This window comes from Rugamonas aquatica (assembly GCF_009380215.1).
Classification (GTDB): domain Bacteria; phylum Pseudomonadota; class Gammaproteobacteria; order Burkholderiales; family Burkholderiaceae_D; genus Rugamonas; species Rugamonas aquatica_B.
In genome coordinates this window covers 140,146-164,084 of the sequence record NZ_WHUG01000011.1, presented here as the reverse complement: position 1 = coordinate 164,084, position 23,939 = coordinate 140,146, and the positions used below count along the sequence as shown (strand labels likewise).

The following is a 23,939-nucleotide window of genomic DNA, read 5'->3' as shown; positions in this document are numbered from 1 at the left end:
CGCGGGAATGACGGTGTTACTCGATCACCTTCGGCACCAGGTACAGCCCGTCCTGGGTCTTGGGCGCGACGGCCTGGTAGTCGTCGCGGCGATTGGCCTCGGTGGCCACGTCTTCGCGCAGGCGCAGGGCGATGTTATTCATGTGCGCCGCCAGCGGGTGGCTCAGCGGGGCGACGCCGTCGGTGTCGACCGCCTGCATCTGTTCGGCCAGCGCAAAAATGCCGTTCAACTGGTCCAGCGCGGTAGCGGTCTGCTGCTCGCTCATCTCAAGTTGTGCCAGTTTTGCAATGCGTGTTACGTCGGATATGGTCAGGGACATGGCGAATGGCGCGGGCGGGCCGCGCTAGGTTTAATTGTAATATTGATAAAAAACTGGAAATTCTGCCTTTTCGCTGGCAAAAGAGAACGAATACCGCTTAACTCGCGGACTCAGCCGATACACTTTTGGCGGGATTTTCGGCAAATCGCATTCAAATTATAAGGTAGAATGGCGGGTTGATGCGTTGCCGGCGCTGAATCATTGCAGCCGCCGCGTCACCACAGGATTTCTTTCTAACGGCTTACGCGCACACCAGTAGCGCCACAGGACACACATGTTTGGTTTTTTACGCAGGTATATTTCCACCGATCTGGCCATCGACTTGGGCACGGCCAACACTCTGATCTACGTTCGCGGCCAGGGCATCGTCCTGGATGAACCGTCGGTCGTCGCGATCCGCCAAGAGGGCGGCCCTAACGGCAAGAAGACTATCCAGGCAGTTGGTAAGGAAGCAAAACAGATGCTGGGCAAAGTGCCTGGCAATATCGAGGCGATCCGCCCGATGAAAGACGGCGTGATCGCCGACTTCACCGTCACCGAACAAATGCTGAAGCAGTTCATCCGCATGGTGCACGACTCCAAATTCTTCCGTCCTTCGCCGCGCATCATCATCTGCGTACCGTGCGGCTCGACCCAGGTTGAGCGCCGCGCGATCCGCGAATCGGCGCTGGGCGCTGGCGCTTCGCAAGTCTACCTGATCGAAGAGCCGATGGCTGCGGCGATCGGCGCCGGCCTGCCGGTGTCGGATGCAACCGGCTCGATGGTGGTCGACATCGGCGGCGGCACCACCGAAGTGGGCATCATCTCGCTGGGCGGCATGGTGTACAAAGGCTCGGTGCGCGTGGGCGGCGACAAATTCGATGAAGCCATCGTCAACTACATCCGCCGCAACTACGGCATGCTGATCGGCGAACAGACCGCTGAAGCGATCAAGAAGGCCATCGGTTCGGCCTTCCCTGGTTCGGAAGTGAAGGAAATGGAAGTCAAGGGCCGCAATCTGTCCGAAGGCATCCCGCGCTCGTTCACGATTTCGTCCAACGAGATCCTGGAAGCGCTGACCGACCCACTGAACAACATCGTTTCGGCCGTGAAGAACGCGCTGGAACAGACGCCGCCGGAACTGGGCGCCGACATTGCGGAAAAAGGCATGATGCTGACGGGCGGCGGCGCGCTGCTGCGCGATCTGGACCGTCTGCTGATGGAAGAAACCGGCCTGCCGGTGCTGGTGGCGGAAGATCCGCTGACCTGCGTGGTGCGCGGCTCGGGCATGGCGCTGGAGCGGATGGACCAGCTGGGCTCGATCTTCTCCTACGAATGATCTGACAAGACGGGGCCGCGAAACAGCGGCCCCGATGCATTGGGATGAGTTGACAGTCTCGTTGGCGCGCGAGCGCCGGATTATTGGAAGTCATGGAATACAGTCCTCCGCCACTTTTCAAGCAAGGCGCCTCCGCCCGCGTCAAGATGACGGTGTTTGCGTGCATTTCGATTGCACTGCTGCTGGTCGATGCGCGCATGCGCACTTTGACCACCGTGCGCAAGGCGGCAGCCACGGTGCTGTATCCGCTGCAAATGGCAGCCTTGCTGCCGCGCGACGCCATCTACGGCGTCGGCGATTATTTCTCCACTCTGTCGTCGCTGGAAAAGCAGGTGCGCGAGCTCAAACGCCAGCAGATCGCCGGCGCGCTGGTGCTGCAACAGGCCCAGCTCCAGACCGCTGAGAACAACCAGCTGCGCCGCCTGATGGCCGCGCGCGAGCATCTGCCGGTGAAGTCCATGCTGGCCGAGATCCTGTACGACGCGCGCGATGTCAACAGCCGCAAGGTGATCCTCGACCGCGGCACCCAGCAGGGTGTGGCGCTCGGCCTGCCCGTGATCGACAACCAGGGCGTGGTCGGCCAGGTCACGCGGGTGTTCCCCTTTACCTCCGAAGTGACGCTGCTGACCGATAAGGAGCAGGCCATCCCTGTGCAACTGCTGCGCAACGGCTTGCGCAGCGTGGCCTATGGACGCGGCAAGTCCGGCGCGCTGGAGCTGCGCTTCACTGCGCCGAATGCGGATATCCAGGTCGGCGACATCGTCGTTACCTCGGGCCTGGACGGCGTCTACCCGGCCGGTCTGGCGGTGGCGCGCGTGAGCCAGGTGGAAAACAGCGCGGCCGGATCGTTCGGCGGCGTGGTGTGCCAGCCGTTGGGCGGCATCTCCAACAATACGCAGCTGCTGATCTTGATGTCGACGCCGGAGATGCCTCCGCGTCCGCCGGATGAAGAGACGCGCGCGCTCAAGAAGCACAACAACAAGATGGCGCCGATCAAGGAGGCGCCGAAAGAGGGCGTCGAACCTGCGGCGCCTGCGGCCGCCGCGCCGGCCAACAACGCGCCGCCCGGCCTGATGCCGGTGATGCCGCCGCCTGCGCCCAAACCGGCGCCTGCGCCGGCTGCTGGTGCTGGCACCGGTGCTGGTACGCCTGCCGCAGCCGCGCCGGTCGCCGCACCTGCTACAACTGCAGCAGCACCTGCCGCCGCCGCCGCGAACGGCCAGCCCGCACCCGCTGTCGCCAAACCGAAGGAGCCGGCACGATGAATCGTCCCCACTATATTCTGCTGCCGGTCAGCCCGCTGTTCATCGCCTTCAGCCTGTTCTGCGCCTTCCTACTGAACCTGCTCCCCTGGGGGAACTTCATCGGCGTGCCGGACTTCGTGGCGCTGGTGCTGGTGTTCTGGGGCGTGCACCAGCCGCGCAAGGTCGGCATCGGCACCGCCTTCTTCCTCGGCCTGCTGATGGACGTGCATGACTCCACGCTGCTGGGCGAGAATGCGCTGGCCTACACGCTGCTGTCCTACTTCGCCATCATGCTGCACCGCCGGGTGCTGTGGTTCCCGCTGCTGACGCAGGCGATGCACGTGTTCCCGCTGCTGCTGATGGCGCAGTCGGTGCAGCTGATCGTGCGCTTCTTCGTCTCCGGCAAATTCCCCGGCTGGTTCTACTTCGTCGAAAGCGTCATCGCCGTGGCCCTGTGGCCGCTGGCGACCTGGCTGCTGCTGGCGCCGCAGCGCCGCGCGGTGGACCGCGACCACACCCGCCCGATCTGACGCCCGGCCGAGAAGTGACTGAGCACCGTGACTGAGCACCATGACTGAACTCAAGGACAACCAACGCGAGCTGCACCAGTTCCGCCTGCGCCTGACGGTGCTGGGCGCGCTGGTGTTCTTCTGCTTTGCGTCGCTGCTTGCGCGCTTCATCTGGCTGCAGGTCTACAAGCATAGCGACTACGTCGCGCAGGCCGAAGAGAACCGCATCGCCATCGTCCCCATCGAACCGAATCGCGGCCTGATTTTGGACCGCAACGGCGTGGTCCTGGCGCGCAACTACTCGGCCTTCACGCTGGAGATCACGCCGTCGAAGTTGAGCGCCACGCTGGACGAAACCATCGACGAGCTGTCCAAGCTGATTACGGTGGAGACCAAGGACCGCAAGCGCTTCAAGAAGCTGCTGGAGGAATCCAAGGGCTTCGAGAGCGTGCCGCTGCGCACCCGTTTGAGCGATGAGGAAGTGGCGCGCTTTTCCGCGCAGCGTTTCCGCTTCCCCGGAGTGGAAGTGCAGGCGCGCCTGTTCCGCCAGTACCCGCTGGGCGAGATCGCGTCCCACGTGATCGGCTACATCGGCCGCATCAACACCACCGAAGCCAAGGCCATCGCCGACACCGAGGACGCCGCCAACTACAACGGCACCGACCATATCGGCAAGGAAGGCCTGGAGAAAAGCTACGAGAAGCAGCTGCACGGCATCACCGGCTACGAGGAAGTGGAGAAGTCGGCCGGCGGCCGCGCCATCCGCACCTTGTCGCGCACGCCCGCCACGCCGGGCAGCAACCTGATACTGTCGATCGATATCGAGCTGCAAAAAGTGATCGAGGAAGCCTTCGGCGAATGGCGCGGCGCGCTGGTCGCCATCGAGCCGGAGACGGGCGACATCCTGGCCTATGTATCGCGGCCCGGCTACGATCCCAACCTGTTCGTCGACGGCATCGACTCGCAGAGCTGGAACGAACTCAATACCTCGCTGGACAAGCCGATGGTGAACCGTCCGCTGTCCGGCACCTATCCGCCCGGTTCCACCTTCAAGCCCTTCATGGCGCTGGCCGCGCTGGAACTGGGCAAGCGCACGCCGGGCCAGACCATCTTCGATCCGGGCTCGTTCACGCTGGGCGGCCACAAATTCCGCGACGATAAGCCGGGCGGCCACGGCACGGTGGATATGTACAAGTCCATCGTCGAATCCTGCGACACCTATTACTACATCCTCGGTAACGAGTTGGGCATCGACGCCATCAGCGATTTCATGAAGCCGTTCGGCTTCGGCCAGCTGACCGGCATCGACCTGGAACACGAGAAGCAGGGCGTGCTGCCGTCGAAGGAATGGAAGCGCAACCGCTTCAAGAAGAACGTGGCGGCGCAGAAGTGGGTGGGCGGCGACACCATCTCCATCGCCATCGGCAACGGCTTTAACAACTACACGCCGCTGCAGATGGCGCACGCGGTATCGAACCTGGCCAACAACGGCATCGTCATGAAGCCGCACCTGGTGAAGATCGTCGAAGACGGCGTCGCGCGCACCCGCAAGCTGACGGTGCCCAAGGAAAGCTACCGCATCCCGCTCAAGCAGGAAAATATCGACATCATCAAGAACGCCATGGTCGGCGTGACCATCGGCGGCACGGCGGCGCGCGCGTTCGCGGGCGCCGGCTACACCTCGGGCGGCAAGACCGGTACCGCGCAGCTGGTGGCGATCAAGAAGAACGAGAAGTACAACGCCAACCTGATCGCCGAACGCCTGCGCGACAACGCGCTCTACACCGCCTTCGCCCCGGCAGACAAGCCGCGCATCGCCATCGCGGTGGTGGTGGAAAACGGCGGCTTCGGCGCCGGCGTGGCCGCGCCCATCGTGCGCAAGGCACTCGACTACTACCTGCTGGGCAAACGCCCGAACGAAAAAGAAACCACCCGCGTGCCGAAGGAAGACGCCGAGCTGCGCTCCGTGCAGGATGTCCAGGCCGAACAGGGCGTCAGCGACGAGAAGAAACCCGGCGCTGAAACACCCGGCAACAAGGAATAAAGGACCAGCATGCGCATCAACGAAAGGCGTTCCCTGTGGCGCCGCCTTCGCCCGTACTTCACCGTTTTCGACATTCCGCTGGCGCTGATTATCTGCGCGCTGCTGTCGGTCGGCCTGGTCACGCTGTACTCGGCAGGCATCGGCATTCCCGGCAAGGTGGAAGACCAGCTGCGTAACATCTTCCTGGCCTTCATCGTGATGTGGTTCGTGGCCAATGTGTCGCCGCAGATGATGATGCGGATCGCCGTGCCGGCCTATGTGGTCGCGGTGGCCCTGCTGATCGGCGTGGCGCTGTTCGGCACCATCAAGCTGGGTGCGCGGCGCTGGCTGCATCTGGGCGTCGATATCCAGCCGTCAGAATTCATGAAGATCGCCATGCCGCTGATGCTGGCGTGGTTCTTCCAGCAGCGCGCCGGCCATCTGCGCTGGCAGGACTACGGCATCGCCGCCGTGCTGCTGGCGATACCCGTCGGCCTGATCGTCAAGCAGCCCGACCTGGGCACCGCCTTGCTGGTGGTGGCCGCAGGCTTCTGCGTGATCTTCCTGGCGGGCCTGGCGTGGAAGGCGCTGATCGCCTTGTTCGTGGCCGGCGCGGCCAGCCTGCCGGTGATCTGGTCGGTGCTGCACGACTACCAGCGCGAACGCGTGATGACGCTGATCGACCCGACTTCCGACCCGCTGGGCAAGGGCTTCCACATCATTCAGTCGACCATCGCGGTGGGCTCGGGCGGCATCACCGGCAAGGGCTGGACCCACGGCACGCAGGCCCACCTTGAGTTCATCCCCGAGCGCACCACCGACTTTATCTTCGCCGTGTTCTCTGAGGAGTTCGGCCTGACCGGCAACCTGGTGCTGATGTTCCTGTACCTGCTGCTGATCGGCCGTGGCCTGATGATCGCCGGGAACGCGCCCAACTTCTTCACCCGCCTGCTGGCCGGCGCGGTCACGATGATTTACTTCACCTACGCCTTCGTCAACATGGGCATGGTCAGCGGCATCCTGCCGGTGGTCGGCGTGCCGCTGCCGTTCATGAGTTACGGCGGCACGGCGCTGCTGACGCTGGGCCTGGGCGCGGGCATCCTGATGAGCATACAGCGGCACCGCAAACTGGTGCAGACCTGATGCGCGTGCATGACGGGCGCCCGCTGTGGCAGCGGGTACGGCCTTACTTTGCGGTGTTCGATCCGCAGCTGGCCGTCATCATGCTGATGCTGCTGTCGGTGGGCCTGGTCACGCTGTACTCGGCCGGCATCGCGATTCCGGGCCAGATGACGGGCCAGATGCGCAATATCTGCATGGCTTTCCTGGTGACGTGGATCGCGGCGAACACGCCGCCGCAGGTGATGATGCGTATCGCCGTGCCGGCCTATGCGCTGGGCGTGGCGCTGCTGGTGGCGGTGGCGCTGGTCGGCACCATCAAGGGCGGCTCGCGCCGCTGGCTGACTTTCGGCATACAGGTGCAGCCTTCCGAATACATGAAGATCGCCATGCCGTTGATGATGGCGTGGTTCTTTCAACGGCAGCAGGGGCAGCTGCGCTGGCATTCCTATCTGATCGCGGCGCTGCTGTTGGCGATACCCGTAGGCCTGATCGCGCGCCAGCCCGACCTGGGCACGGCGATGCTGGTGGTGGCGGCCGGTGCGTATGTGATCTTCCTCGGTGGCCTGTCGTGGAAGGCTGTGGCGGCGATGGGTGCGGCGGCTTGCGCGGCCTTGCCTGTGCTGTGGTCCGTGATGCACGACTACCAGCGCGACCGCGTGCTGACGCTGATCGACCCGTATCACGACCCGCTGGGCAAAGGCTTCCACATCATCCAGTCGATGATCGCCATCGGTTCGGGTGGATTCGGTGGCAAGGGCTGGACCCACGGCACGCAGGCCCACCTTGAGTTCATCCCCGAACGCACCACCGACTTTATCTTCGCAGTGTTCTCCGAGGAGTTCGGCCTGACCGGCAATATGGTGCTGCTGGTGTTGTACCTGCTGCTGATCGTGCGCGGCCTGAATATCGCCGTCAATGCTTCCACCTTCTTTACCCGCCTGCTGGCGGGCTCCATCACGATGATTTACTTCACCTACGCTTTCGTCAACATGGGCATGGTCAGCGGCATTGTGCCGGTGGTCGGCGTGCCGCTGCCGTTCATGAGCTACGGCGGCACCGCCTTGATGACGCTGGGCCTGGGCGGCGGCATCCTGATGAGCATCCAGCACCATAGCCGCAGCGTGCGCGGCGGCGCCGCCGCGCGGGCGTGGGGAGCCGCGGCATGACGGAGATTAAGGACACGGAGCGCGAGCTCCAGCAATTCCGCACCCGCATCACGGTGCTGGGCGCGATGGTGTTCATCTGTTTCGGTCTGCTGCTGGCGCGCTTCATCTGGCTGCAGGTGGTCAAGTACAAGGACTTCGCCGTCAAGGCGGAGGAGAACCGCATCGCCATCGTGCCCATCGTGCCCAATCGCGGCCTGATTTTGGACCGCAACGGCGTGGTCCTGGCGCGTAACTACTCGGCCTTCACGCTGGAGATCACGCCGTCGAAGTTGAGCATGACGCTGGATGAAACCATCGACGAGCTGTCCAAGCTGGTGGAGATCGAAGTCAAGGACCGCAAGCGCTTCAAGAAGCTGCTGGAGGAATCCAAGGGCTTCGAGAGCGTGCCGCTGCGCACCCGTTTGAGCGACGAGGAAGTGGCGCGCTTTTCGGCGCAGCGCTTCCGCTTCCCCGGCGTGGAAGTGCAGGCGCGCCTGTTCCGACAGTATCCGCTGGGCGAGACGGCGTCGCACGTGATCGGCTACATCGGCCGCATCAGCCGCGCCGAGGCCAAGGGCATCGAGGACACCGACGATGCCGCCAACTACAAGGGCACCGACCATATCGGCAAGGAAGGCCTGGAGAAGAGCTACGAGAAGCAGCTGCACGGCACTACCGGCTACGAGGAAGTGGAGGTCTCGGCCGGCGGCCGCGCTATCCGCACCCTGTCGCGTACACCTGCGGTGGCGGGCAGCAACCTGATACTGTCGATCGACATCGAGCTGCAGAAAGTGGTGGAAGACGCTTTCGGCGAGCGGCGCGGCGCGCTGGTCGCCATCGAACCGTCGACCGGCGACATCCTGGCTTACGTATCGCGCCCCGGCTATGACCCCAACCTGTTTGTCGACGGTATCGACGCGCAAAGCTGGAACGAACTCAATACCTCGCTGGACCGGCCTATGGTCAACCGTCCGCTGTCCGGCACCTATGCGCCGGGTTCCACCTTCAAGCCCTTCATGGCGCTGGCCGCGCTGGAGCTGGGCAAGCGCCGGCCGAGCGACACCACTTACGACCCTGGCTACTACTACCTCGGCGGGCACAAATTCAACGACGACGTGGTCGGCGGCCACGGCTCGGTCGATATGCACAAGTCCATCGTCGTGTCCTGCAATACCTACTACTACGCGCTGGGCCACGACATGGGCATCGACGCCATCTCCGGGTTCATGAAGCCCTTCGGCTTCGGCCAGCAGACCGGTATCGACCTGGAAAACGAAAAGACCGGCGTGCTGCCGTCGCAGGAGTGGAAGCGCAAGCGTTTCAAGGGTGCGGCGGGGCGGTGGGTCGGTGGTGATACCATCTCGGTCAGCAATGGCTCGGGCTACAACGCCTACACCCCTTTGCAGATCGCGCATGCGGTGGCCAACCTGGCCAACAACGGCGTGGTGATGAAGCCGCACCTGGTCAAGATCGTGGAAGATGGCGCAACCCGCGCCCGCAAGCTGACGGTGCCCAAGGAGAGTTACCGGATTCCGCTCAAGCAGGAGAATATCGACACCATCAAGAGCGCCATGGTCGGCGTGACCACCGAGGCGGGCGGCACGGGCGTGCGCGCGTTCGCCGGCGCAGGCTACACGGTGGGCGGCAAGACCGGCACCGCGCAGGTGATTACCATCCGCTCGGGCGAGAAGTACAACGCCGCGCGGCTGGCCGAACGCCTGCGCGACAATGCACTGTTCACGGCTTTTGCGCCGGCGGACAAGCCGCGCATCGTGCTGGCGCTGGTGGTGGAGAACGCGGGCAAGGGCGGCGCGGAAGCGGCGCCTATCGCCCGCAAGGCCTTGGACTACTACCTGCTGGGCAAGCGTCCGGCCGAGAAGGACAGCACCAAGGTGCCGAAGGAAGACGCGGAGATCGTGCTGCCGGTGGAAGGGCAGACGCTGGAAGAGCAGGCCGCGCTGGCCGAATTCGAACGGCGTGCGCCATCGCAGCCGGCGCCGCAGCAGCAGCCATCGCAGCCTGCGGTAGCCGCCCCTGTCGCCCCGGTACCGCCGGTGCGGAAAAAACCGTAAGGAAGATGTGATGCGTATGAACCGTAGCCGTATTTTGAATGTCTGTACCGGGCTGGTCTTGCTGGCGCTGGTCGGCTGCGGTACTGCGCCGACAGTGAGCGATACCGCGCCGACGCCCAAGCCGCCCCGTACTTCAGGCCCGGTAATCAAGGCGCCGTCCACCGGCAAACCGGACGCCGGCCTGCCGGTGCTGCCGCCTGCGAATTCGGGCCGTGGCGGCTACTACCAGGACGATGGTCCCGGCGACGCGCCGCCCGCCAACCTGGCCGACGTGCCGGACGCCGATGTGCGCAACGATCCGCTGCTGCCGTACTCCAACCGTCCCTACGTCGTCTTCGGCAAGACCTACACGCCGATCACCAACAACCAGCCGTACTCGCAGATCGGCGTCGGCAGCTGGTACGGCAAGAAATTCCATGGCCAGCGCACCTCGTCCGGCGAGATCTACGACATGTACAAGATGACGGCCGCGCATCCGACGCTGCCGATTCCATCCTATGCGCGCCTGACCAATCTGGTGAGCGGTGCGGTGGTCATCGTGCGTATCAACGACCGTGGGCCGTTCCATGCGAATCGCGCGATCGACGTGTCGTACACGGCGGCGCTGAAACTGGGCTTGCTGGGCAAGGGCAGCCACGAACTGCAGATCGAGCGCATCCTGCCCGATGAGGTAGACCGCATGCTGGCGGTGCGTGGCGGCGTGTCGAACTCGGTGTCGCCGCGCTTGCAGACGCAGTCGTCGCCCAGGCGGACATCGTCGGGCGCCTTGGGTGACAGCCCGCTGCTGCTGACGCCATCGACCACGCTGAGCGAGCCGCTGGTACTGGCGCCCAAGGCCATGCCAAGTGCGCCGTCTTCCGACGCGGAAGCGCTGATGCTGACCGATCGCGCGCCGGCCAGCACCGAAACGCTGGCCGCCAGCACCGCCAAAGGCGGCTTCTATCTGCAACTGGGCGCCTACTCGCGCGCAGAGAATGCGGAAGTGGTGCGCAACAAGCTGTCCGGTAAAGGCTTGAACGGACTGGAAGTGGTGCAGGGCGGCTCCGTGCACCGTCTGTTCACCGGCCCGTTCGCCACCCGCCAGGAAGCGCTCCAGGCGGCGCAAGGCTTGCCTTCATCGTTGAACCTGAAGCCTATCGTCGTCCAGCGCTAATCCATGCGCTACATCAACGGTTCACAAGGGTTCGCTGGCTAGACTGAACCTCCACTATCAATGGAGGTAATCATGGAAATCCAGGACGATACCGAGGTGCTGCGCAAGCTGTTTGCGGACATGAATCCAGATGCGGGCGAGGTCGAGTCGGTCCACAGGGCCGAGCTGGACCCCGATGCGGCGCTGACGCTGATGGCCAATCCCAAGGCGGCGCTGAAGGCGATGAATATCCCCGTCAGCGCCGAATCGCGCGTGGACCTGACGATGAAGAACCGCGCCGACCGCGCTCCCATGGACCTGGGCGTTGCCGCTGCCGCCCGGCTGCGACGCATCATCGTCATCGTCATCCACTACCGTAACTGCGACGCCGACATCATCATCATCGCCACCCGTTAAGCCGCTCGTCGTCCTGCGCTAGACCGCCGACAGCAATTGCGCCAACCGCTCCGCGCGGAAGCGCTCGACGACAAATTCCACGAAGGCCCGCGTCTTCGCCGGCAGCAGCTTCTGCGCCGGATAGTAGATCGACACGGCGCCGCCATCCACATGCCAGCCTGGCAGCACCCGCACCAGCGTGCCTGCTTCCAGATGCGTCAGCGATTCCGAGTAGTTGATCAGGGCGATGCCCAGGCCCAGCGCCGCCGCGTCGCAGGCCGCGCCGGGATCGCTCATCGTCATGCGTACGCGCAGCGTGATGGGCGCCTGCTGCTTGCTGCGATTGACCAGCGCCCACGGACGTATCCTGCCAGTCTGCGGCGAGCGTATCAGAATGCCGTCATGCTCGTGCAGGTCGGCGGGCGACTTTGGCGCGGGATGTTCGTCCAGATACGCCGGCGACGCCACCAGTATCCGATGCGCGGGGCACAAGCGGCGCGCGACCACGCCGGGAGACAGGTCTATGCCGCCGCCCACCGCCGCATCGTAGCCCTGGGCGATCAGGTCCACCGGACGATTGTCGAAAGCCCAGTCGGGCGAGATGGCGGGATAGCGCGGCAAAAACTCGCCCAGCATCGGCACGATGTACTTGCGGCCGAAGTTGGTCGGCATGCTGACCCGCAGCGTGCCGGCCGGCTGGCCGCCGGCGCTGGCCAGGTTGGCGACCGCGTTCTGTATCGTCGACAGGCTGCCGCCCACTTCATCGAGGAACTGTTGTCCGGCCTCCGTCAGCGACAGGCTGCGGGTGCTGCGCTGGAACAGGCGCACGCCCAGCCGCGCCTCCAGCCGCGAGATGTTCTTGCCGACGGCGGCAGGCGTCAATCCCAGCCTGCGGGCCGCCTCCGAAAAGCTGCCCGCTTCGGCGCTGCGCACGAAGCACTCAATACTAATCATGGTTTCCATGGTTTTCATTTTAAACCAATGGGATTAACTGAAGATAGTAACTATGGTCTAGTCGCGACATAATTAGAAGCGGATACTGAAGGCTCCAAATCACTCACCAGGAGCTTCAAATGATCGACGGTAAAATCGCATTCGTACAGGGCGGCTCGCGCGGCATCGGCGCGGCTATCGCAAAACGGCTGGCAGCGGACGGCGCCACCGTCGTGCTGACGTATTCCAGTTCGGCCGACAAGGCCGCGCAACTGGTGGCGGAGATCGAAGCCGCCGGCGGCAAGGCGCAAGCCGTCAAAGCCGACAGCGCCGACGCATCGGCATTGAAAGCCGCCATCCGCAACGCCGCCGAAGCCCACGGCCGTATCGACATCCTGGTCAACAACGCGGGCGTGCTGGCGATCGCGCCGCTGGAAGACTTTACGCTGGAAGACTTCGACCGCACGCTGGCCATCAATGTGCGCAGCGTGTTCGTGGCGACGCAGGAAGCGGCGCGCCATATGGGGCAGGGCGGCCGCGTTATCACCATCGGCAGCACCAATGCGGAACGCATGCCGTTCGGCGGCGGCGCCGCTTACGCGATGAGCAAATCGGCGTTGGTCGGCCTGACCAAGGGCATGGCGCGCGACCTGGGCGCGCGCGGCATCACCGTCAACAACGTGCAGCCCGGCCCTGTCGATACCGATATGAACCCGGACAGCGGCGACTTCGCCGGCGCGCTGAAAGCCATGATGGCACTGCCGCGTTACGGCAAGGTGGAGGAGATCGCAGGTTTCGTGTCGTATCTGGCGGGCCCGGAAGCGGGCTACATCACCGGCGCCAGCCTGACGATAGACGGCGGCTTCAGCGCCTAAGCCTGGGTTATTTGCAGGCGTGGCTTTCCGCGTCGGGATAACCGGCGCGGAACTGTTCCAGCTTGGCCTTCAGCTCCGCATCCACATCGCGGAACTGGAAGGCCAGCAGTTTGCTGCCGCTCATGCGCGGCGCGACGCGCGCGGTGCGCACGCCTTGCTTCATCAATGCGGCCAGCTGGTTTTGCGCCGCGCCTTCGGTCTTGAACACGCCCAGCGAAATCCCCCAGCGCAGCGGCGAATTGTCGTTCATGATGAAGTAGTTGGTCACGCCCAGCGCGCGCAGTTCGCCGGCTTTCTTGTCGGCGCCTTCCTTGCTGCCCTGCGGCGGCATATAAACGATATAGCTCGATACTTCGCTGCCCGGCAGGTTGTGGCGCGACTGGCGGTCGCCCAGTTTGAGCGGCGCGAGCTGGGTTTCGAAGCGGCGCGCGTCGGCCAGCACGAAGCTGCCGATTTCCACGCAGGCCAGCACTTCCGGCGCCGGCTTGGCGCTGGCGGCGGCGCTGGCCGTTGCAGCCGTCGCCGCCGATGCCTCATTGGCCTTTTCGGCGGAGATGATGGCCAGCTTGCTGGCGTTGAGTTGATTGAGCAGGCGCTCCGGCTCGCGCTCGTTGCCGCTGAAATGGCCGAGATATCCTTTGCCGTACGCGAACAGCGCGGCATTGACGGCGACCAGCGACCAGAAAATAAATTTCAGCACGGAGCTTCCCTTGCAACCTTAGTCGGCGCTGCCGGCGGCAGCATGCAAACCGATTAACACGATATTCTCGACGATACGGTACGGCACCTTCAGCATCGGCGCGATGTAGGGCGCCGCGCCGCCGGAGATGATGCACTCGCTGGCCTTGTGCCATGCGAACGCATGCTCGATGGCGCCGCTCTGCGCAGCCAGGCAGCCGCTCAGGATGGCGTCGTCGGTGTTGTCGGCGAATCCGTCCGGCAGCTTACCGTCTTGCGCAATTTGCGGCAACTGCGCCGTGTTGCGCGCCAGCGAACTGGCCATCAGGCCCAGGCCAGGCAGGATCATCCCGCCCAGGAACATGCCGTCGGCCGTGATGGCGTCGATGGTGGTGGCGGTGCCGCAGTTGGCGACGATGACTTCGCGCCCGGCCGCCAGCGCGTGGCCGGCGATGGCGGCGGCGAAACGGTCGCAGCCCAGCTGTCCGGGATTGCGGTAGCCGTTGGTGACGCCGGCCAGCGCCGGCAGCGAGGCAAACCATTCGATCGCCTGCTCCGGCAGGATCATGGCCGGGAAGGTCCGTTGCAGCACGTACTCCAGCTGCACGCGCAGCGCGCCGCCGGCCACGTTGGCGATCAGGATGCGGTCGACGCCGCGGTCGGCCACGGCCTCGCTCAGGTGCAGTTCCAGCTGTTGCAGGTCGGCGTGCATGACGGCGCCGTGGGCGATCCATGCGCCCAGTTCAGTACCCGTTTCGGCCAGCGCCCATTTGACGCGGGTGTTGCCGGCATCGATCAGTAAAATCATGTTGGTCCGATAGAAGAAGCGATGGTTGACGACAGGCGTAGCGAGACGTCGCCGGACAGCACCTCGGCGCGGCCCTGTTCCGTGTCCAGCATCAGGCGGCCGATGGCGTCGACGCCGGCGGCGCGGCCCTGTTGCAGCACCTTGCCGTTGTCGAGGATGACGACTTCCTGGCCCTGCCACGCATGCAGCAGGTTCCAGCGTTCGGCGAAGGGCGCGAAGCCGGTGTCGTCGAATTCGGCCAGCACGGCGGCCAGGCGGCTGAGCAGGGCGGCCATCAACTGGTTGCGGTTCATCTTGGCCAGCCATGGCGCGGCGGCCACTTCGCGGCCGATCTGCGCTTCCAGCTCGTCCGGCATGAGCAGGTTGATGCCGACGCCGATCACGGCCCAGATGGCGCCGTCGCCGTCCTTGCGGGCGGCTTGCGTTTCGACCAGGATGCCGGCCAGTTTTTTACCGTCGCGCAGCAGGTCGTTGGGCCACTTGATCCGCACCGGCACGCCGAGCGAGGCGATGGTTTCGGCCAGCGCGACGCCGACCGCCATCGGCAGGCCGGACATGCTGTGCAGCGGTCCCTTGAAGCGCCAGGCCAGCGAGAACATCAGCGCGGCGCCCGGCGCGGACAGCCAGCTGCGGCCGGCGCGGCCGCGACCCGCCGTCTGGTTGCCGGCGATGCGCAGCACGGGGCCGGCCAGCGTGTCGATGCGGGCCAGCAGGTCGGCGTTGGTGGAGCCGGTTTCGGCGACGGTTTCTATCGCCACGTGCGAGGCGCTGGTGGCGCAGCTGGCGCGGATGACGTCGGCGTCGAGAGTGTTCATGATGCGGCCTTGCGTGGTTTGTGTGGCGCCTTGGCGAAGGCCAGGTCGTACAGTGAATTCGGCAGCAAGCGCAGCACTTTGGCGACGACGCCCATCTGCCACGGGATCACCTTGTAGCTGCTGCCGGCGGCGATGGTGCGCGCGGCCTTGGCGGCGAATTTTTCGGGCGCCATCAGGAAGGGCATCGGGTACGGGTTCACCTGCGTCATCGGCGTGTCGATGTAGCCGGGGCAGATGGTGACGACGCGGATGCCGTAGGGTTTCATCTCCAGCCGCAGCGATTCGCAGTAGCTGATGACGGCGGCCTTGGAGGCGCTGTACGCCTCGGCGCCCGGCAGGCCGCGTATGCCGGCCACGCTGCCTATGCCCACCAGCCGCGCCGGTCGGTTTTGCGTTTTCATCTGGGCTTTCATCGCCGGGATGAAGGGCGCGAAGGTGGCGGCAGTGGCCACCACGTTGGTGGCGATGACGGCTTCGAATACGGGAATGTCTTCGGCGAACTCGGTCAGCGTGCCGACCGAGATGCCGGCGTTGGCGATCACCACGTCGATGCCGCCGGCATGGGCCATGAAGGCTTGAGCCGCGGTGGCGATGGCGGCGTGGTCGCGCACATCGACCGCGTAGGCGCGGTGGCGTTCGGAGTTGGGGAGGGAGGCGATCAGCTGGTCCAGCATCTCGCTGCGGCGGGCCAGCAGGCCCAGTGTGGCGCCCTGCGCCGCATACTGCGCGGCGAGGGCCGCACCGAGGCCGCTTGAGGCGCCGGTGATGAAGACCCGCTCCGGCCCTGCGCCCTGGTTGTTCATCTTTATTTCTTTTCCGCTTTCGCCTTGGCGACCAGGATGTCCATCACCTGCACGGCCTGGGTGTGCAGTTCGGCTTCGGTGGTGGCGGACTTGGAGCCTTCATTGGCCATGGTCGGCGAGGTGACGTACTTGCCGTCGATGGCGATCATCGGCCAGGAATCGACGCCGTAAGCGTCCATCATCGAACCCGAACGGCGCACGCTGCCGCTGACGCCCAGGCCGCGATAGATCTCGATGAACTTCTGGCGATCCACGCCCTGCTTGGCGACGAAGTCGAACGCCGATTCGTCACGGTTCATGCGGTTGCGGTTGACGTGCATCTCGGTGAAGATCTTGGTGTGCATGGCGTCGTTCAGCAGGCCCATGGCGCTCAGCGTGTAGAACATCTTCTGCTGCGGCAGGTCGGTGCCGCTGCGCGAAATGTGCACGCGCTTGAAGACGATGGCGTCGCCCTGTTTCTTGATCCAGGCGGACAGCGATGGATCGAACGCGAAGCAGTGCGGGCAGGCGTAGTCGAAGAACTCGATGACTTCGACCTTCTTGCCGCTGTCGGTAGGCTGCGCCGCCGGCAGTGTCTTGTATTCGACGCCGTTTTTCGGATCGGCAGGGGAGGCCTGCGACAGGGCTGCAACGCTCAGCATCAACACACCAACAACGAATTTCATGAATCGCATCTGGATACTCCTGGCTTATTTTTGATTGCGGACGACGGCGACATCGATGCCGTTTTCGGACAACTTGCTACGAACCTTGTTCATCGTTTCGACCTGGTTGAACGGACCCAGTCGCACGCGGTGCAGCACGCCGGTGTCGGTGGCGCGGTCGGAGACGTTGGCCTCGAAGCCCAACAGGGCCAGCTTGGCGCGCGCGCTTTCGGCGTCGGCGATCTCGCGGAAGGCGCCCGCTTGCAGGTAGTAGATGAATTTGTCGTCGCCGTTGTCGGCAGCGGCGGCAGGTGCTGCCTTGGCCGGTACCGGCGCGACGTTGGCGGCGGCCGGCGTGGCCGGTGCAGCTTTCGGCTTTTCGGCAGGAGCCGGCGCCGGCGCTGGAGCCGCAGGTGCGGCCGCGCCCTGGATCTTGTCGACCACCGCTTGCAGCGGATCGGCCGGAGGCGGCGCCTTAGGCGGCTCCTTGGCGAAGTCCTTGGCCGCCTCGCGTGCAGCTTCCTTGTTGCCGTACATCGGCTTGTTCGGATCGGCGGCTTGTCCCGCAGTCGGTTCCGCGGCCTTGCTGGTACGTCCCTTGTCGGTGAACGGCGTCGAGCCCTTGTTGATTACCAGGGCCACGACCACGGCGATCGCCAGGCCGATGACCAGGCCGATGACGATGCCGATGATGGTGTTGCCGTTCTGACGGGTGCGTGGGGTAAGGCTGGAGCGGAAATTCATTGTGCGGGATGTCCTTCGCAATTACATTTTGTTGGGAGCGGAGACGCCGATCAGCGCCAGGCCGTTGCGCAGCACCTGGCGGGTGGCGACCATCAGCGCGATACGTGCCGCCTTCAATGCCTCGTCGTCGACCAGCACGCGTTCGGCGAAGTAGAAGCTGTGCAGGTTGGCGGCCAGGTCGCGCAGGTAGAACGCGATCTGGTGCGGGCCCAGTTCCGCTTGCGCGCGCGCCAGCGTTTCCGGGTAGGCGGCCAGCGTGGCCAGCAGCGTCGCTTCGGTCGGCGCGGTCAGCGGCGACAGGTCGACGCTGGCCAGGTCGGCTTCGGCGCCGGTCCACTGTTCCAGCATGCGGCAGATGCGCGCGTGGGCGTACTGCACGTAATACACCGGATTCTCGTCCGAGGTTTTCAGCGCGACGTCGACATCGAATACGAACTCGGTGTCGGCCTTGCGGGAGATGAGGAAGAAGCGCACCGCGTCGCGGCCTTTTTCGATGTCGCCGCCGCCCGACCATTCGATCAGGTCGCGCACGGTCACGTAGGAGCCGGCGCGCTTGGAGATCTTGACCTCTTCGCCGCCCTTCATCACGGTGACCATCTTGTGCAGCACGTAGTCGGGATAGCCCTGCGGGATGCCGACGTTGACCGCCTGCAGGCCGGCGCGCACGCGGGCGATGGTGCCGTGGTGGTCCGAACCCTGGACGTTGATCGCCTGGGTAAAGCCGCGCTGGAACTTGACGATGTGGTAGGCCACGTCCGGCACGAAGTAGGTGTAGGTGCCGTCCTTCTTGCGCATCACGCGGTTCTTGTCGTCGCCGTAGTCTTCGGTGCGCAGCCACAGCGCGCCTTCTTCTTCGTAGGTCTTGCCCGACTTGTTGAGCATGTCGACGGCGGCGTCCACCTTGCCGTCGGCGTACAGCGACGATTCGAGGTAGTAGTTGTCGAACTTGACGCCGAAGGCTTGCAGGTCGATGTCCTGCTCGTTGCGCAGGTAGGTGACGGCGAAGTGGCGGATCGATTCGATGTCTTCGATGTCGCCCGAGGCGGTGGCCGGCGAGCCGTCCGAGGCCGATACGGTTTTCTTCAGCAGGAAGTCGGCGGCGATGTCGGCGATGTAGTCGCCGTTGTAGGCCGATTCAGGCCAGGCGGCGTCGCCCGGTTTGTGGCCGCGCAGGCGGGCTTGCACCGAATTGGCCAGGGTCTGGATCTGCACGCCGGCGTCGTTGTAGTAGAACTCGCGGGTGACGGCGTAGCCTTGGGAGCCGAACAGCGACGACAGCGCGTCGCCCAGCGCCGCCTGGCGGCCGTGGCCCACGTGCAGCGGGCCGGTCGGGTTGGCCGAGACGAATTCGATGATGACGCTCTTGCCCTTGCCGGCTTCGGCAGTGCCGAAAGCGGCGCCTTGCGCCAGCACGGCCTTGACCACGGCCTGTTTGGCGGCGGCGCTCACGCGCAGGTTGATGAAGCCCGGGCCGGCGATGTCCGCCGACTCGACCAGGCCTTTGCCGGCGGGGTTGGCCAGCAGCGCGTCGACCACTTTGGTGGCCAGTTCACGCGGGTTCATATTCAGCTGCTTGGCCAGTTGCATGGCGATATTGCAGGCCACGTCGCCATGGGACGGGTCGCGCGGTCGCTCCAGCACGACGTTGGCGGCGACTTCGGTGCCGGCCAGGATGGGAGCGAGGGCGGCCTGGAACAGGGCGGTGATATCTTGTTTTTGTTGGGCGAGCATGAGCAAAAAGGCGGCTGAACCGCGTGTGTAAGTACATCCAGAAGCGAAAACGGACGGCGCGCTGGCACCGGCCAAACAGCGGTAATTATACTGGTTTGCCGCTGCCGGGTCATCGCAGCGGGACGCGAAGGTTACAAGCGTTACAATCGTCTTCATCGCCTTGTCATATGCACTGCTGTATACTGCGCGATCACGCCCGCCGGCAATACCTGGAATTAGCATATGAACAAGCGTCCGACGCTCTCCTTAAAGTCCCCCGCCAAGGCGGCTGCGCCCAAGCTGCGCGCCAGCCATGCACGAGAGTTCAAGCCGGCGCCGCAAACCAGCTTCCAGACCGGCCTCAAGCCCGATTCGCTGGCCTACAGCCTGATTGGCGCCGCCCAGGCGGTGGCCCAGGTCCGCACCGGCACCAATCTGCCGCAGGCGCTGGCCCAGGTCTGGGCCAGGGGCGAGGCCACTCCGCAGGCGCGCGGCGCGATGCAGGACATCGCCTACCGCTGCATGCGCCAGCTGGGTCAGAGCGAAACCCTGATCGGCCTGATGGCGCCGAAAGCCCCGGAACCGCTGGTGGCGGCCCTGCTGGCCTGCGCGCTGGCGCTGATGACGGCGCCGGACGAAGTCTCGCCGTACGAAGAATTCACCGTGGTCGACCAGACCGTGACGGCGGCCGACGCCCATCCGGACACCGCGCGCGCCAAGGGCATGGTCAACGCCGTGCTGCGCCGCTTCCTGCGTGAGCGCAAGGCGCTGCTGGAGACCGCGCTGCTGCAGCCGCTGGCCAAGTGGAACTACCCGCAATGGTGGATCGACGCCGCCAAGGCCGCCTGGCCACAGGACTGGCAGGGCGTGCTCACCACTGGCAACAGCGCGCCGCCGCTCACTTTGCGCATCAACGCCCGCAAGACCTCGATGACCGAATATCTGGCCACTCTGGAAGGTGCCGGCATGGCGGCGACCCAGATCGGGCCGTATGCGGTACGGCTGGCCAAGCCGGTCGGCGTGACGCTGATTCCCGGCTTCAGCGACGGCCTGGTGTCGGTGCAGGACGCCGGCGCCCAGCTGGCCGCGCCGCTGCTGGACGTGCAGGACGGCATGCGCGTGCTGGACGCCTGCGCCGCCCCCGGCGGCAAGACCTGCCACATCCTCGAACTGGCCGACGCCAGCGTGACGGCGCTGGACGCCGACGCCAAGCGCCTGACCCGGGTCGGCGAGAACCTGGAGCGGCTCGGCCAGCAGGCCACGCTGCGCACCGCCGACGCCCAGAGCGCCGGCTGGTGGGACGGCAAACCGTTCGACCGCATCCTGGCCGACGTGCCGTGCACCGCCTCGGGCATCGTGCGCCGCCACCCGGATATCCGCTGGCTGCGCCGCAAGGGCGACACGCTCCAACTTGCAACACTTTCGTCCAAAATCCTCGACAACCTTTGGCAGATGCTCGCACCGGGTGGTAAATTGCTATTCGTGACATGTTCCTTGTGGCCGCAGGAATCGGAGGCGCAGGCAGCCGCGTTTGCAGTGCGAAACCAGGCTGTGCGGCTCGACGCGCCAGGCCAATTGCTCCCCGCCGGTGGCGCAGGTCAGGATCACGATGGTTTGTTCTACGCGCTGTTCCAGAAAAATGCGTAACCGTTTTGCCTGCTTAGTTAGCAGCTTAGCTGCCCATTTGCTACCGACGGACCTTTTGAGCACCGGCCCCCACGTGACATCACGATTTTTTCGCCTCCTGATCGGACAACTGCTGCTGGTGCTGGCTTGCGTGCTGCCGCAGGCCGCGAACGCCGCCGACGGCGTGGAAATCCAGCGCTGGCTGATCGAGGCCAGCGACGACGGCTACCGCCTGAACGCCAAATACAGCTTCGAGCTGCCGCACGATATGGAGGACACGCTGGGCTACGGCGTGACCCTGTACTTCACCACCGAAATCGAATTCACCCGTCCGCGCTGGTACTGGTTCGACGAAAAAGCCATCGTCAAGCGCCAGACCATCAGCCTGTCCTACAATGTGCTGACCCGCCAGTACCACGTGACGGTCGACGGCAATGTGCGCCAGACCTTCTCGTCGCTGGACGATGCGCTGCTCCGTATCCGCAGCCCGAACCGCTGGGTGGTGGCGCCGCGCGGCGCGCTGGAGGTCGGCAAGACTTATAACGTCAAGCTGAGCATGGGACTGGACCCGAACTATGTGTCCAAGCCGCTCAAGGTCACGGCCCTGAACAGCAGCGAATGGCGCCTGGCGTCCGACAAGAAAATCTTCCAGTACAAGGCGGAGTAAGTGAGCACGGCCTTGCGGTACTTTTCCGTCGTCGGCGGCGCTCTCATCAGTATCCTGCTGTTCCTGCTGGCTTCCGCCTCCGACAATTCCGGCTTCTTCGACCGCTACTACGCCTGGCTGCTGGGCCTGAACGCGGCGGTGGCCGGCGCGCTGCTGCTGCTGGTGGCCATTTCCCTGTTCCGTCTGTACGCCCGCTACAAGAGCGGCAAGTTCGGCTCCAAGCTGATGACGCGGCTGGTGCTGCTGTTCGCCGCCATCGGCGTGCTGCCGGGGCTGGTGATCTTTTTGGTGTCGGTGCAGTTCGTTTCCCATTCGATTGAATCGTGGTTCAACGTGCCGGTCGAGGAGGCGCTGGAGTCCGGCATCAACCTCAGCCGCGCCGGCCTGGACACGGCGCTCAAGGACTTGAACGCCACCGCCAGCCGGACCGCGCAGCAGCTGGCCGAACGGCCCTACGGCACCGAGCGCGCCGCGCTGGCCGGCCTGGTCAAGGAATACAGCGGCATGCAGAATGCCATCATCGTCGACGCCGACGGTGGCCTGATTATCAGCGCCCGCGCCAATCGCAGCGGCAACCTCAGCGCCGACCTGCCGACCCGCGAAATGATGGCCAAGGCCAAGGATGGCGGCTACGGCGCGCCCGAGGGCGGCAGCGAGCTGCGCAGCAACCTGATCAACGCCCCCGTCAACGCCCAGGACAGCGCCAGCCAGCTGCGGCTGCGGGTGGTGCTGGCCATTCCCGACTTCGTGCAGGCCAACGGCACCCACCTGGCGCCGCGCTATCTGCAATTGATCCAGCTGGCGCCGGCGCAGCTGGCGGCCGACGGCGAGACCATCCGCAGCGCCTATTCGGACTACAAGGAACGCTTCGTGGCCCGCGTCGGCCTGCGCAAGATGTACATCGTGACGCTGACGCTGACGCTGCTGCTGGCGGTGTTCGGCGCCATCGCCAGCGCCTTCCTGATCGCCAGCGACCTGGCCCAGCCGCTGCTGCTGCTGGCCGAGGGCACGCGCGCGGTGGCCGAGGGCGACTTGTCGCCGCGCCCCATCGTCGCCACGTCGGACGAGCTGGGCACGCTGACGCAATCGTTCAACACCATGACGCGCCAGCTGTCGGACGCCCGCAGCGCGGTCGAACGCAACCGCGCCGCGCTGCAAAACGCCAAGACCCACCTGGAATCGGTGCTGGCCAATATGTCGGCCGGGGTGATGGTGCTGGACCATGAGTTCCACCTGATCAGCTGCAACGACTCGGTCGAGCGCATCCTGCAGCAGGCCGGCGTGACGATGATAGGCCAGAAGCTCGACGAGATCGAAGGCTTGCAGGAATTCGGCGGCGCCATCGTGGCGGCGTTCGCGGCGCAGAGCGCGCAGTCGGCGGCCGGGCGCAACCTGCAGCGCCTGCACTGGCAGCGCCAGATCGAGGTGCCGCGCCGCAGCGCCGCGCTGGACGACAACGACCAGACCCTGCTCACGCGCGGCTCGCGCCTGCCGATCGAGGGCGGCGGCAGCGGCTACCTGGTGGTGTTCGACGATATTTCCGACGTGATTTCGGCGCAGCGCTCGATCGCCTGGGGCGAGGTGGCGCGCCGCCTGGCGCACGAGATCAAGAATCCGCTGACGCCGATCCAGCTGTCGGCCGAACGGCTGCAGATGAAGCTGGAGGGCAAGCTGGCGCCGGCCGACAACGAGCTGCTCAACAAGGGCACGGCCACCATCGTCAACCAGGTGGCGGCGATGAAGCGCATGGTCGACGATTTCCGCGACTACGCCAAGACCCCGCCGGCCATGCTGGAACCGCTGGACCTGAACGCGCTGGTGGAGGAGATCCTGCACCTGTACCTGCGCGGCGAGGGCGACGACATCATCCATCCGCAACTGGCCTCCGGCCTGCCGCTGGTGATGGGCGATGCGACCCAGCTGCGCCAGGTCATCCATAATCTGCTGCAGAATTCCCAGGACGCGATGGCCGAGCTGCCGGCGGGCGCACCGCAGCCGCACATTGACGTGATCAGCGAAGCCATTCATTATCAGGGCGCGGACGGCAGCACACGCACGGCGGTGCGGCTGGCGATCTCCGACAACGGCCCCGGATTCGCGCCGAAAATCCTGGCGCGGGCGTTCGAACCGTATGTCACCTCGAAGGCCAAAGGCACAGGCCTGGGGCTGGCGATGGTGAAAAAAATTATCGATGAACATGGGGGCAGGATCGATATCCAGAACCATGTCGATAGAAGTGGCGCGTCGGTAGTGATTTTGCTGTTAAAGTTAGCACCGGCGACGCAAATTACCTGAGTAGCACGGATTAGAAAAATCATTGCCGGCCATGAGCTGGCGAAATGAGGAAGGCAAGGGA

The 23,939-nt window shown here is 64.9% G+C and carries 22 protein-coding genes; 13 read left to right on the top strand and 9 right to left on the bottom strand.

What is annotated here, in order from left to right; genetic code table 11:
- Positions 1-16: 16 nt before the first annotated feature.
- The gene (gene gatC, locus GEV02_RS23710) at positions 17-319 is read right to left on the bottom strand and encodes an Asp-tRNA(Asn)/Glu-tRNA(Gln) amidotransferase subunit GatC (protein WP_152840428.1); all 303 of its coding nucleotides are present in this window, start codon (positions 317-319) and stop codon (positions 17-19) included.
- 274 nt (positions 320-593) lie between these two features.
- On the opposite strand from gatC, the gene GEV02_RS23705 reads away from it, so the two are divergent.
- The 9 genes from GEV02_RS23705 to GEV02_RS23665 all read left to right on the top strand — a co-directional run bounded on the left by GEV02_RS23705 (position 594) and on the right by GEV02_RS23665 (position 11,301).
- On the top strand, positions 594-1,637 hold the full coding sequence (locus GEV02_RS23705; RefSeq protein ID WP_008445008.1) for a rod shape-determining protein: 1,044 nt from the start codon (positions 594-596) through the stop codon (positions 1,635-1,637).
- A gap of 92 nt (positions 1,638-1,729) precedes the next feature.
- The gene (gene mreC, locus GEV02_RS23700) at positions 1,730-2,902 is read left to right on the top strand and encodes a rod shape-determining protein MreC (protein ID WP_152840427.1); all 1,173 of its coding nucleotides are present in this window, start codon (positions 1,730-1,732) and stop codon (positions 2,900-2,902) included.
- Positions 2,899-3,411, top strand: coding sequence for a rod shape-determining protein MreD (gene mreD / locus GEV02_RS23695; protein WP_008445012.1), 513 nt, complete (start codon positions 2,899-2,901; stop codon positions 3,409-3,411). The genes mreC and mreD overlap by 4 nt, the downstream gene beginning before the upstream one ends.
- Before the next feature lie 40 nt (positions 3,412-3,451).
- Complete coding sequence (gene mrdA, locus GEV02_RS23690) at positions 3,452-5,434, top strand: penicillin-binding protein 2 (protein WP_152840426.1); 1,983 nt, start codon at positions 3,452-3,454, stop codon at positions 5,432-5,434.
- 9 nt (positions 5,435-5,443) lie between these two features.
- Entirely contained in the window at positions 5,444-6,556 is a 1,113-nt protein-coding gene (gene rodA / locus GEV02_RS23685; protein ID WP_152805466.1) for a rod shape-determining protein RodA, read from the top strand.
- A complete protein-coding gene (gene rodA, locus GEV02_RS23680) occupies positions 6,556-7,701 on the top strand; it encodes a rod shape-determining protein RodA (protein WP_152840425.1) in 1,146 nt (381 codons plus the stop codon). Before rodA (GEV02_RS23685) ends, rodA (GEV02_RS23680) begins: the two co-directional genes overlap by 1 nt.
- Positions 7,698-9,752 (top strand): penicillin-binding protein 2, encoded by a 2,055-nt coding sequence (gene mrdA, locus GEV02_RS23675; RefSeq protein ID WP_152840424.1) that lies wholly within the window; start codon positions 7,698-7,700, stop codon positions 9,750-9,752. Before rodA (GEV02_RS23680) ends, mrdA (GEV02_RS23675) begins: the two co-directional genes overlap by 4 nt.
- Positions 9,753-9,762: 10 nt before the next feature.
- Entirely contained in the window at positions 9,763-10,905 is a 1,143-nt protein-coding gene (locus GEV02_RS23670) for a septal ring lytic transglycosylase RlpA family protein (RefSeq protein WP_152840423.1), read from the top strand.
- 72 nt (positions 10,906-10,977) lie between these two features.
- The gene (locus GEV02_RS23665) at positions 10,978-11,301 is read left to right on the top strand and encodes a hypothetical protein (RefSeq protein ID WP_152840422.1); all 324 of its coding nucleotides are present in this window, start codon (positions 10,978-10,980) and stop codon (positions 11,299-11,301) included.
- Between the two features lie 18 nt (positions 11,302-11,319).
- Here the strand turns inward: GEV02_RS23665 and GEV02_RS23660 are convergent, their stop codons facing one another.
- Positions 11,320-12,243 carry a LysR family transcriptional regulator gene (locus GEV02_RS23660; RefSeq protein ID WP_152840421.1) on the bottom strand — a complete coding sequence of 308 codons (924 nt, stop codon included), beginning with the start codon at positions 12,241-12,243 and terminating at the stop codon, positions 11,320-11,322.
- A gap of 110 nt (positions 12,244-12,353) precedes the next feature.
- Here GEV02_RS23660 and GEV02_RS23655 point away from each other — a divergent pair, with 110 nt between their 5' ends.
- Positions 12,354-13,088, top strand: coding sequence for a 3-oxoacyl-ACP reductase family protein (locus tag GEV02_RS23655; protein ID WP_008445023.1), 735 nt, complete (start codon positions 12,354-12,356; stop codon positions 13,086-13,088).
- Between the two features lie 7 nt (positions 13,089-13,095).
- Here the strand turns inward: GEV02_RS23655 and GEV02_RS23650 are convergent, their stop codons facing one another.
- The 7 genes from GEV02_RS23650 to argS are packed head-to-tail and all read right to left on the bottom strand — an operon-like array spanning position 13,096 to position 19,311.
- The gene (locus tag GEV02_RS23650) at positions 13,096-13,788 is read right to left on the bottom strand and encodes an SPOR domain-containing protein (RefSeq protein WP_328595902.1); all 693 of its coding nucleotides are present in this window, start codon (positions 13,786-13,788) and stop codon (positions 13,096-13,098) included.
- An 18-nt stretch (positions 13,789-13,806) separates the two neighbouring features.
- Entirely contained in the window at positions 13,807-14,574 is a 768-nt protein-coding gene (locus GEV02_RS23645) for a type III pantothenate kinase (RefSeq protein ID WP_152840420.1), read from the bottom strand.
- A complete protein-coding gene (locus GEV02_RS23640) occupies positions 14,571-15,389 on the bottom strand; it encodes a biotin--[acetyl-CoA-carboxylase] ligase (protein WP_152840419.1) in 819 nt (272 codons plus the stop codon). Before GEV02_RS23640 ends, GEV02_RS23645 begins: the two co-directional genes overlap by 4 nt.
- Positions 15,386-16,192: an SDR family oxidoreductase gene (locus GEV02_RS23635; RefSeq protein ID WP_152840418.1), complete on the bottom strand. Its 807-nt coding sequence runs from the start codon at positions 16,190-16,192 to the stop codon at positions 15,386-15,388. The genes GEV02_RS23640 and GEV02_RS23635 overlap by 4 nt, the downstream gene beginning before the upstream one ends.
- A 2-nt stretch (positions 16,193-16,194) precedes the next feature.
- Entirely contained in the window at positions 16,195-16,866 is a 672-nt protein-coding gene (locus GEV02_RS23630) for a thiol:disulfide interchange protein DsbA/DsbL (protein WP_152840417.1), read from the bottom strand.
- 15 nt (positions 16,867-16,881) lie between these two features.
- Positions 16,882-17,580 (bottom strand): SPOR domain-containing protein, encoded by a 699-nt coding sequence (locus tag GEV02_RS23625; protein WP_152840416.1) that lies wholly within the window; start codon positions 17,578-17,580, stop codon positions 16,882-16,884.
- Between the two features lie 21 nt (positions 17,581-17,601).
- The gene (gene argS / locus GEV02_RS23620; protein WP_152840415.1) at positions 17,602-19,311 is read right to left on the bottom strand and encodes an arginine--tRNA ligase; all 1,710 of its coding nucleotides are present in this window, start codon (positions 19,309-19,311) and stop codon (positions 17,602-17,604) included.
- 222 nt (positions 19,312-19,533) lie between these two features.
- Between argS and rsmB the strand changes: the two genes are divergently transcribed.
- From rsmB to GEV02_RS23605, 3 genes are read left to right on the top strand one after another with little or no spacing between them, the layout of a single operon-like run.
- On the top strand, positions 19,534-20,937 hold the full coding sequence (gene rsmB / locus GEV02_RS23615; protein ID WP_152840414.1) for a 16S rRNA (cytosine(967)-C(5))-methyltransferase RsmB: 1,404 nt from the start codon (positions 19,534-19,536) through the stop codon (positions 20,935-20,937).
- Entirely contained in the window at positions 20,930-21,583 is a 654-nt protein-coding gene (locus GEV02_RS23610) for a DUF4390 domain-containing protein (protein WP_152840413.1), read from the top strand. The genes rsmB and GEV02_RS23610 overlap by 8 nt, the downstream gene beginning before the upstream one ends.
- Positions 21,584-23,878 carry a sensor histidine kinase gene (locus GEV02_RS23605; RefSeq protein WP_328595901.1) on the top strand — a complete coding sequence of 765 codons (2,295 nt, stop codon included), beginning with the start codon at positions 21,584-21,586 and terminating at the stop codon, positions 23,876-23,878.
- The last annotated feature ends 61 nt before the right edge of the window (positions 23,879-23,939 follow it).

Coding starts and splice junctions, on each gene's coding strand:
- gatC (WP_152840428.1), bottom strand. CDS start 319: ATGTCCCTGACCATATCCGACGTAACACGCATTGCAAAACTGGCACAA.
- GEV02_RS23705 (WP_008445008.1), top strand. CDS start 594: ATGTTTGGTTTTTTACGCAGGTATATTTCCACCGATCTGGCCATCGAC.
- mreC (WP_152840427.1), top strand. CDS start 1,730: ATGGAATACAGTCCTCCGCCACTTTTCAAGCAAGGCGCCTCCGCCCGC.
- mreD (WP_008445012.1), top strand. CDS start 2,899: ATGAATCGTCCCCACTATATTCTGCTGCCGGTCAGCCCGCTGTTCATC.
- mrdA (WP_152840426.1), top strand. CDS start 3,452: ATGACTGAACTCAAGGACAACCAACGCGAGCTGCACCAGTTCCGCCTG.
- rodA (WP_152805466.1), top strand. CDS start 5,444: ATGCGCATCAACGAAAGGCGTTCCCTGTGGCGCCGCCTTCGCCCGTAC.
- rodA (WP_152840425.1), top strand. CDS start 6,556: ATGCGCGTGCATGACGGGCGCCCGCTGTGGCAGCGGGTACGGCCTTAC.
- mrdA (WP_152840424.1), top strand. CDS start 7,698: ATGACGGAGATTAAGGACACGGAGCGCGAGCTCCAGCAATTCCGCACC.
- GEV02_RS23670 (WP_152840423.1), top strand. CDS start 9,763: ATGCGTATGAACCGTAGCCGTATTTTGAATGTCTGTACCGGGCTGGTC.
- GEV02_RS23665 (WP_152840422.1), top strand. CDS start 10,978: ATGGAAATCCAGGACGATACCGAGGTGCTGCGCAAGCTGTTTGCGGAC.
- GEV02_RS23660 (WP_152840421.1), bottom strand. CDS start 12,243: ATGGAAACCATGATTAGTATTGAGTGCTTCGTGCGCAGCGCCGAAGCG.
- GEV02_RS23655 (WP_008445023.1), top strand. CDS start 12,354: ATGATCGACGGTAAAATCGCATTCGTACAGGGCGGCTCGCGCGGCATC.
- GEV02_RS23645 (WP_152840420.1), bottom strand. CDS start 14,574: ATGATTTTACTGATCGATGCCGGCAACACCCGCGTCAAATGGGCGCTG.
- GEV02_RS23640 (WP_152840419.1), bottom strand. CDS start 15,389: ATGAACACTCTCGACGCCGACGTCATCCGCGCCAGCTGCGCCACCAGC.
- GEV02_RS23635 (WP_152840418.1), bottom strand. CDS start 16,192: ATGAACAACCAGGGCGCAGGGCCGGAGCGGGTCTTCATCACCGGCGCC.
- GEV02_RS23630 (WP_152840417.1), bottom strand. CDS start 16,866: ATGCGATTCATGAAATTCGTTGTTGGTGTGTTGATGCTGAGCGTTGCA.
- GEV02_RS23625 (WP_152840416.1), bottom strand. CDS start 17,580: ATGAATTTCCGCTCCAGCCTTACCCCACGCACCCGTCAGAACGGCAAC.
- argS (WP_152840415.1), bottom strand. CDS start 19,311: ATGCTCGCCCAACAAAAACAAGATATCACCGCCCTGTTCCAGGCCGCC.
- rsmB (WP_152840414.1), top strand. CDS start 19,534: ATGAACAAGCGTCCGACGCTCTCCTTAAAGTCCCCCGCCAAGGCGGCT.
- GEV02_RS23610 (WP_152840413.1), top strand. CDS start 20,930: ATGCGTAACCGTTTTGCCTGCTTAGTTAGCAGCTTAGCTGCCCATTTG.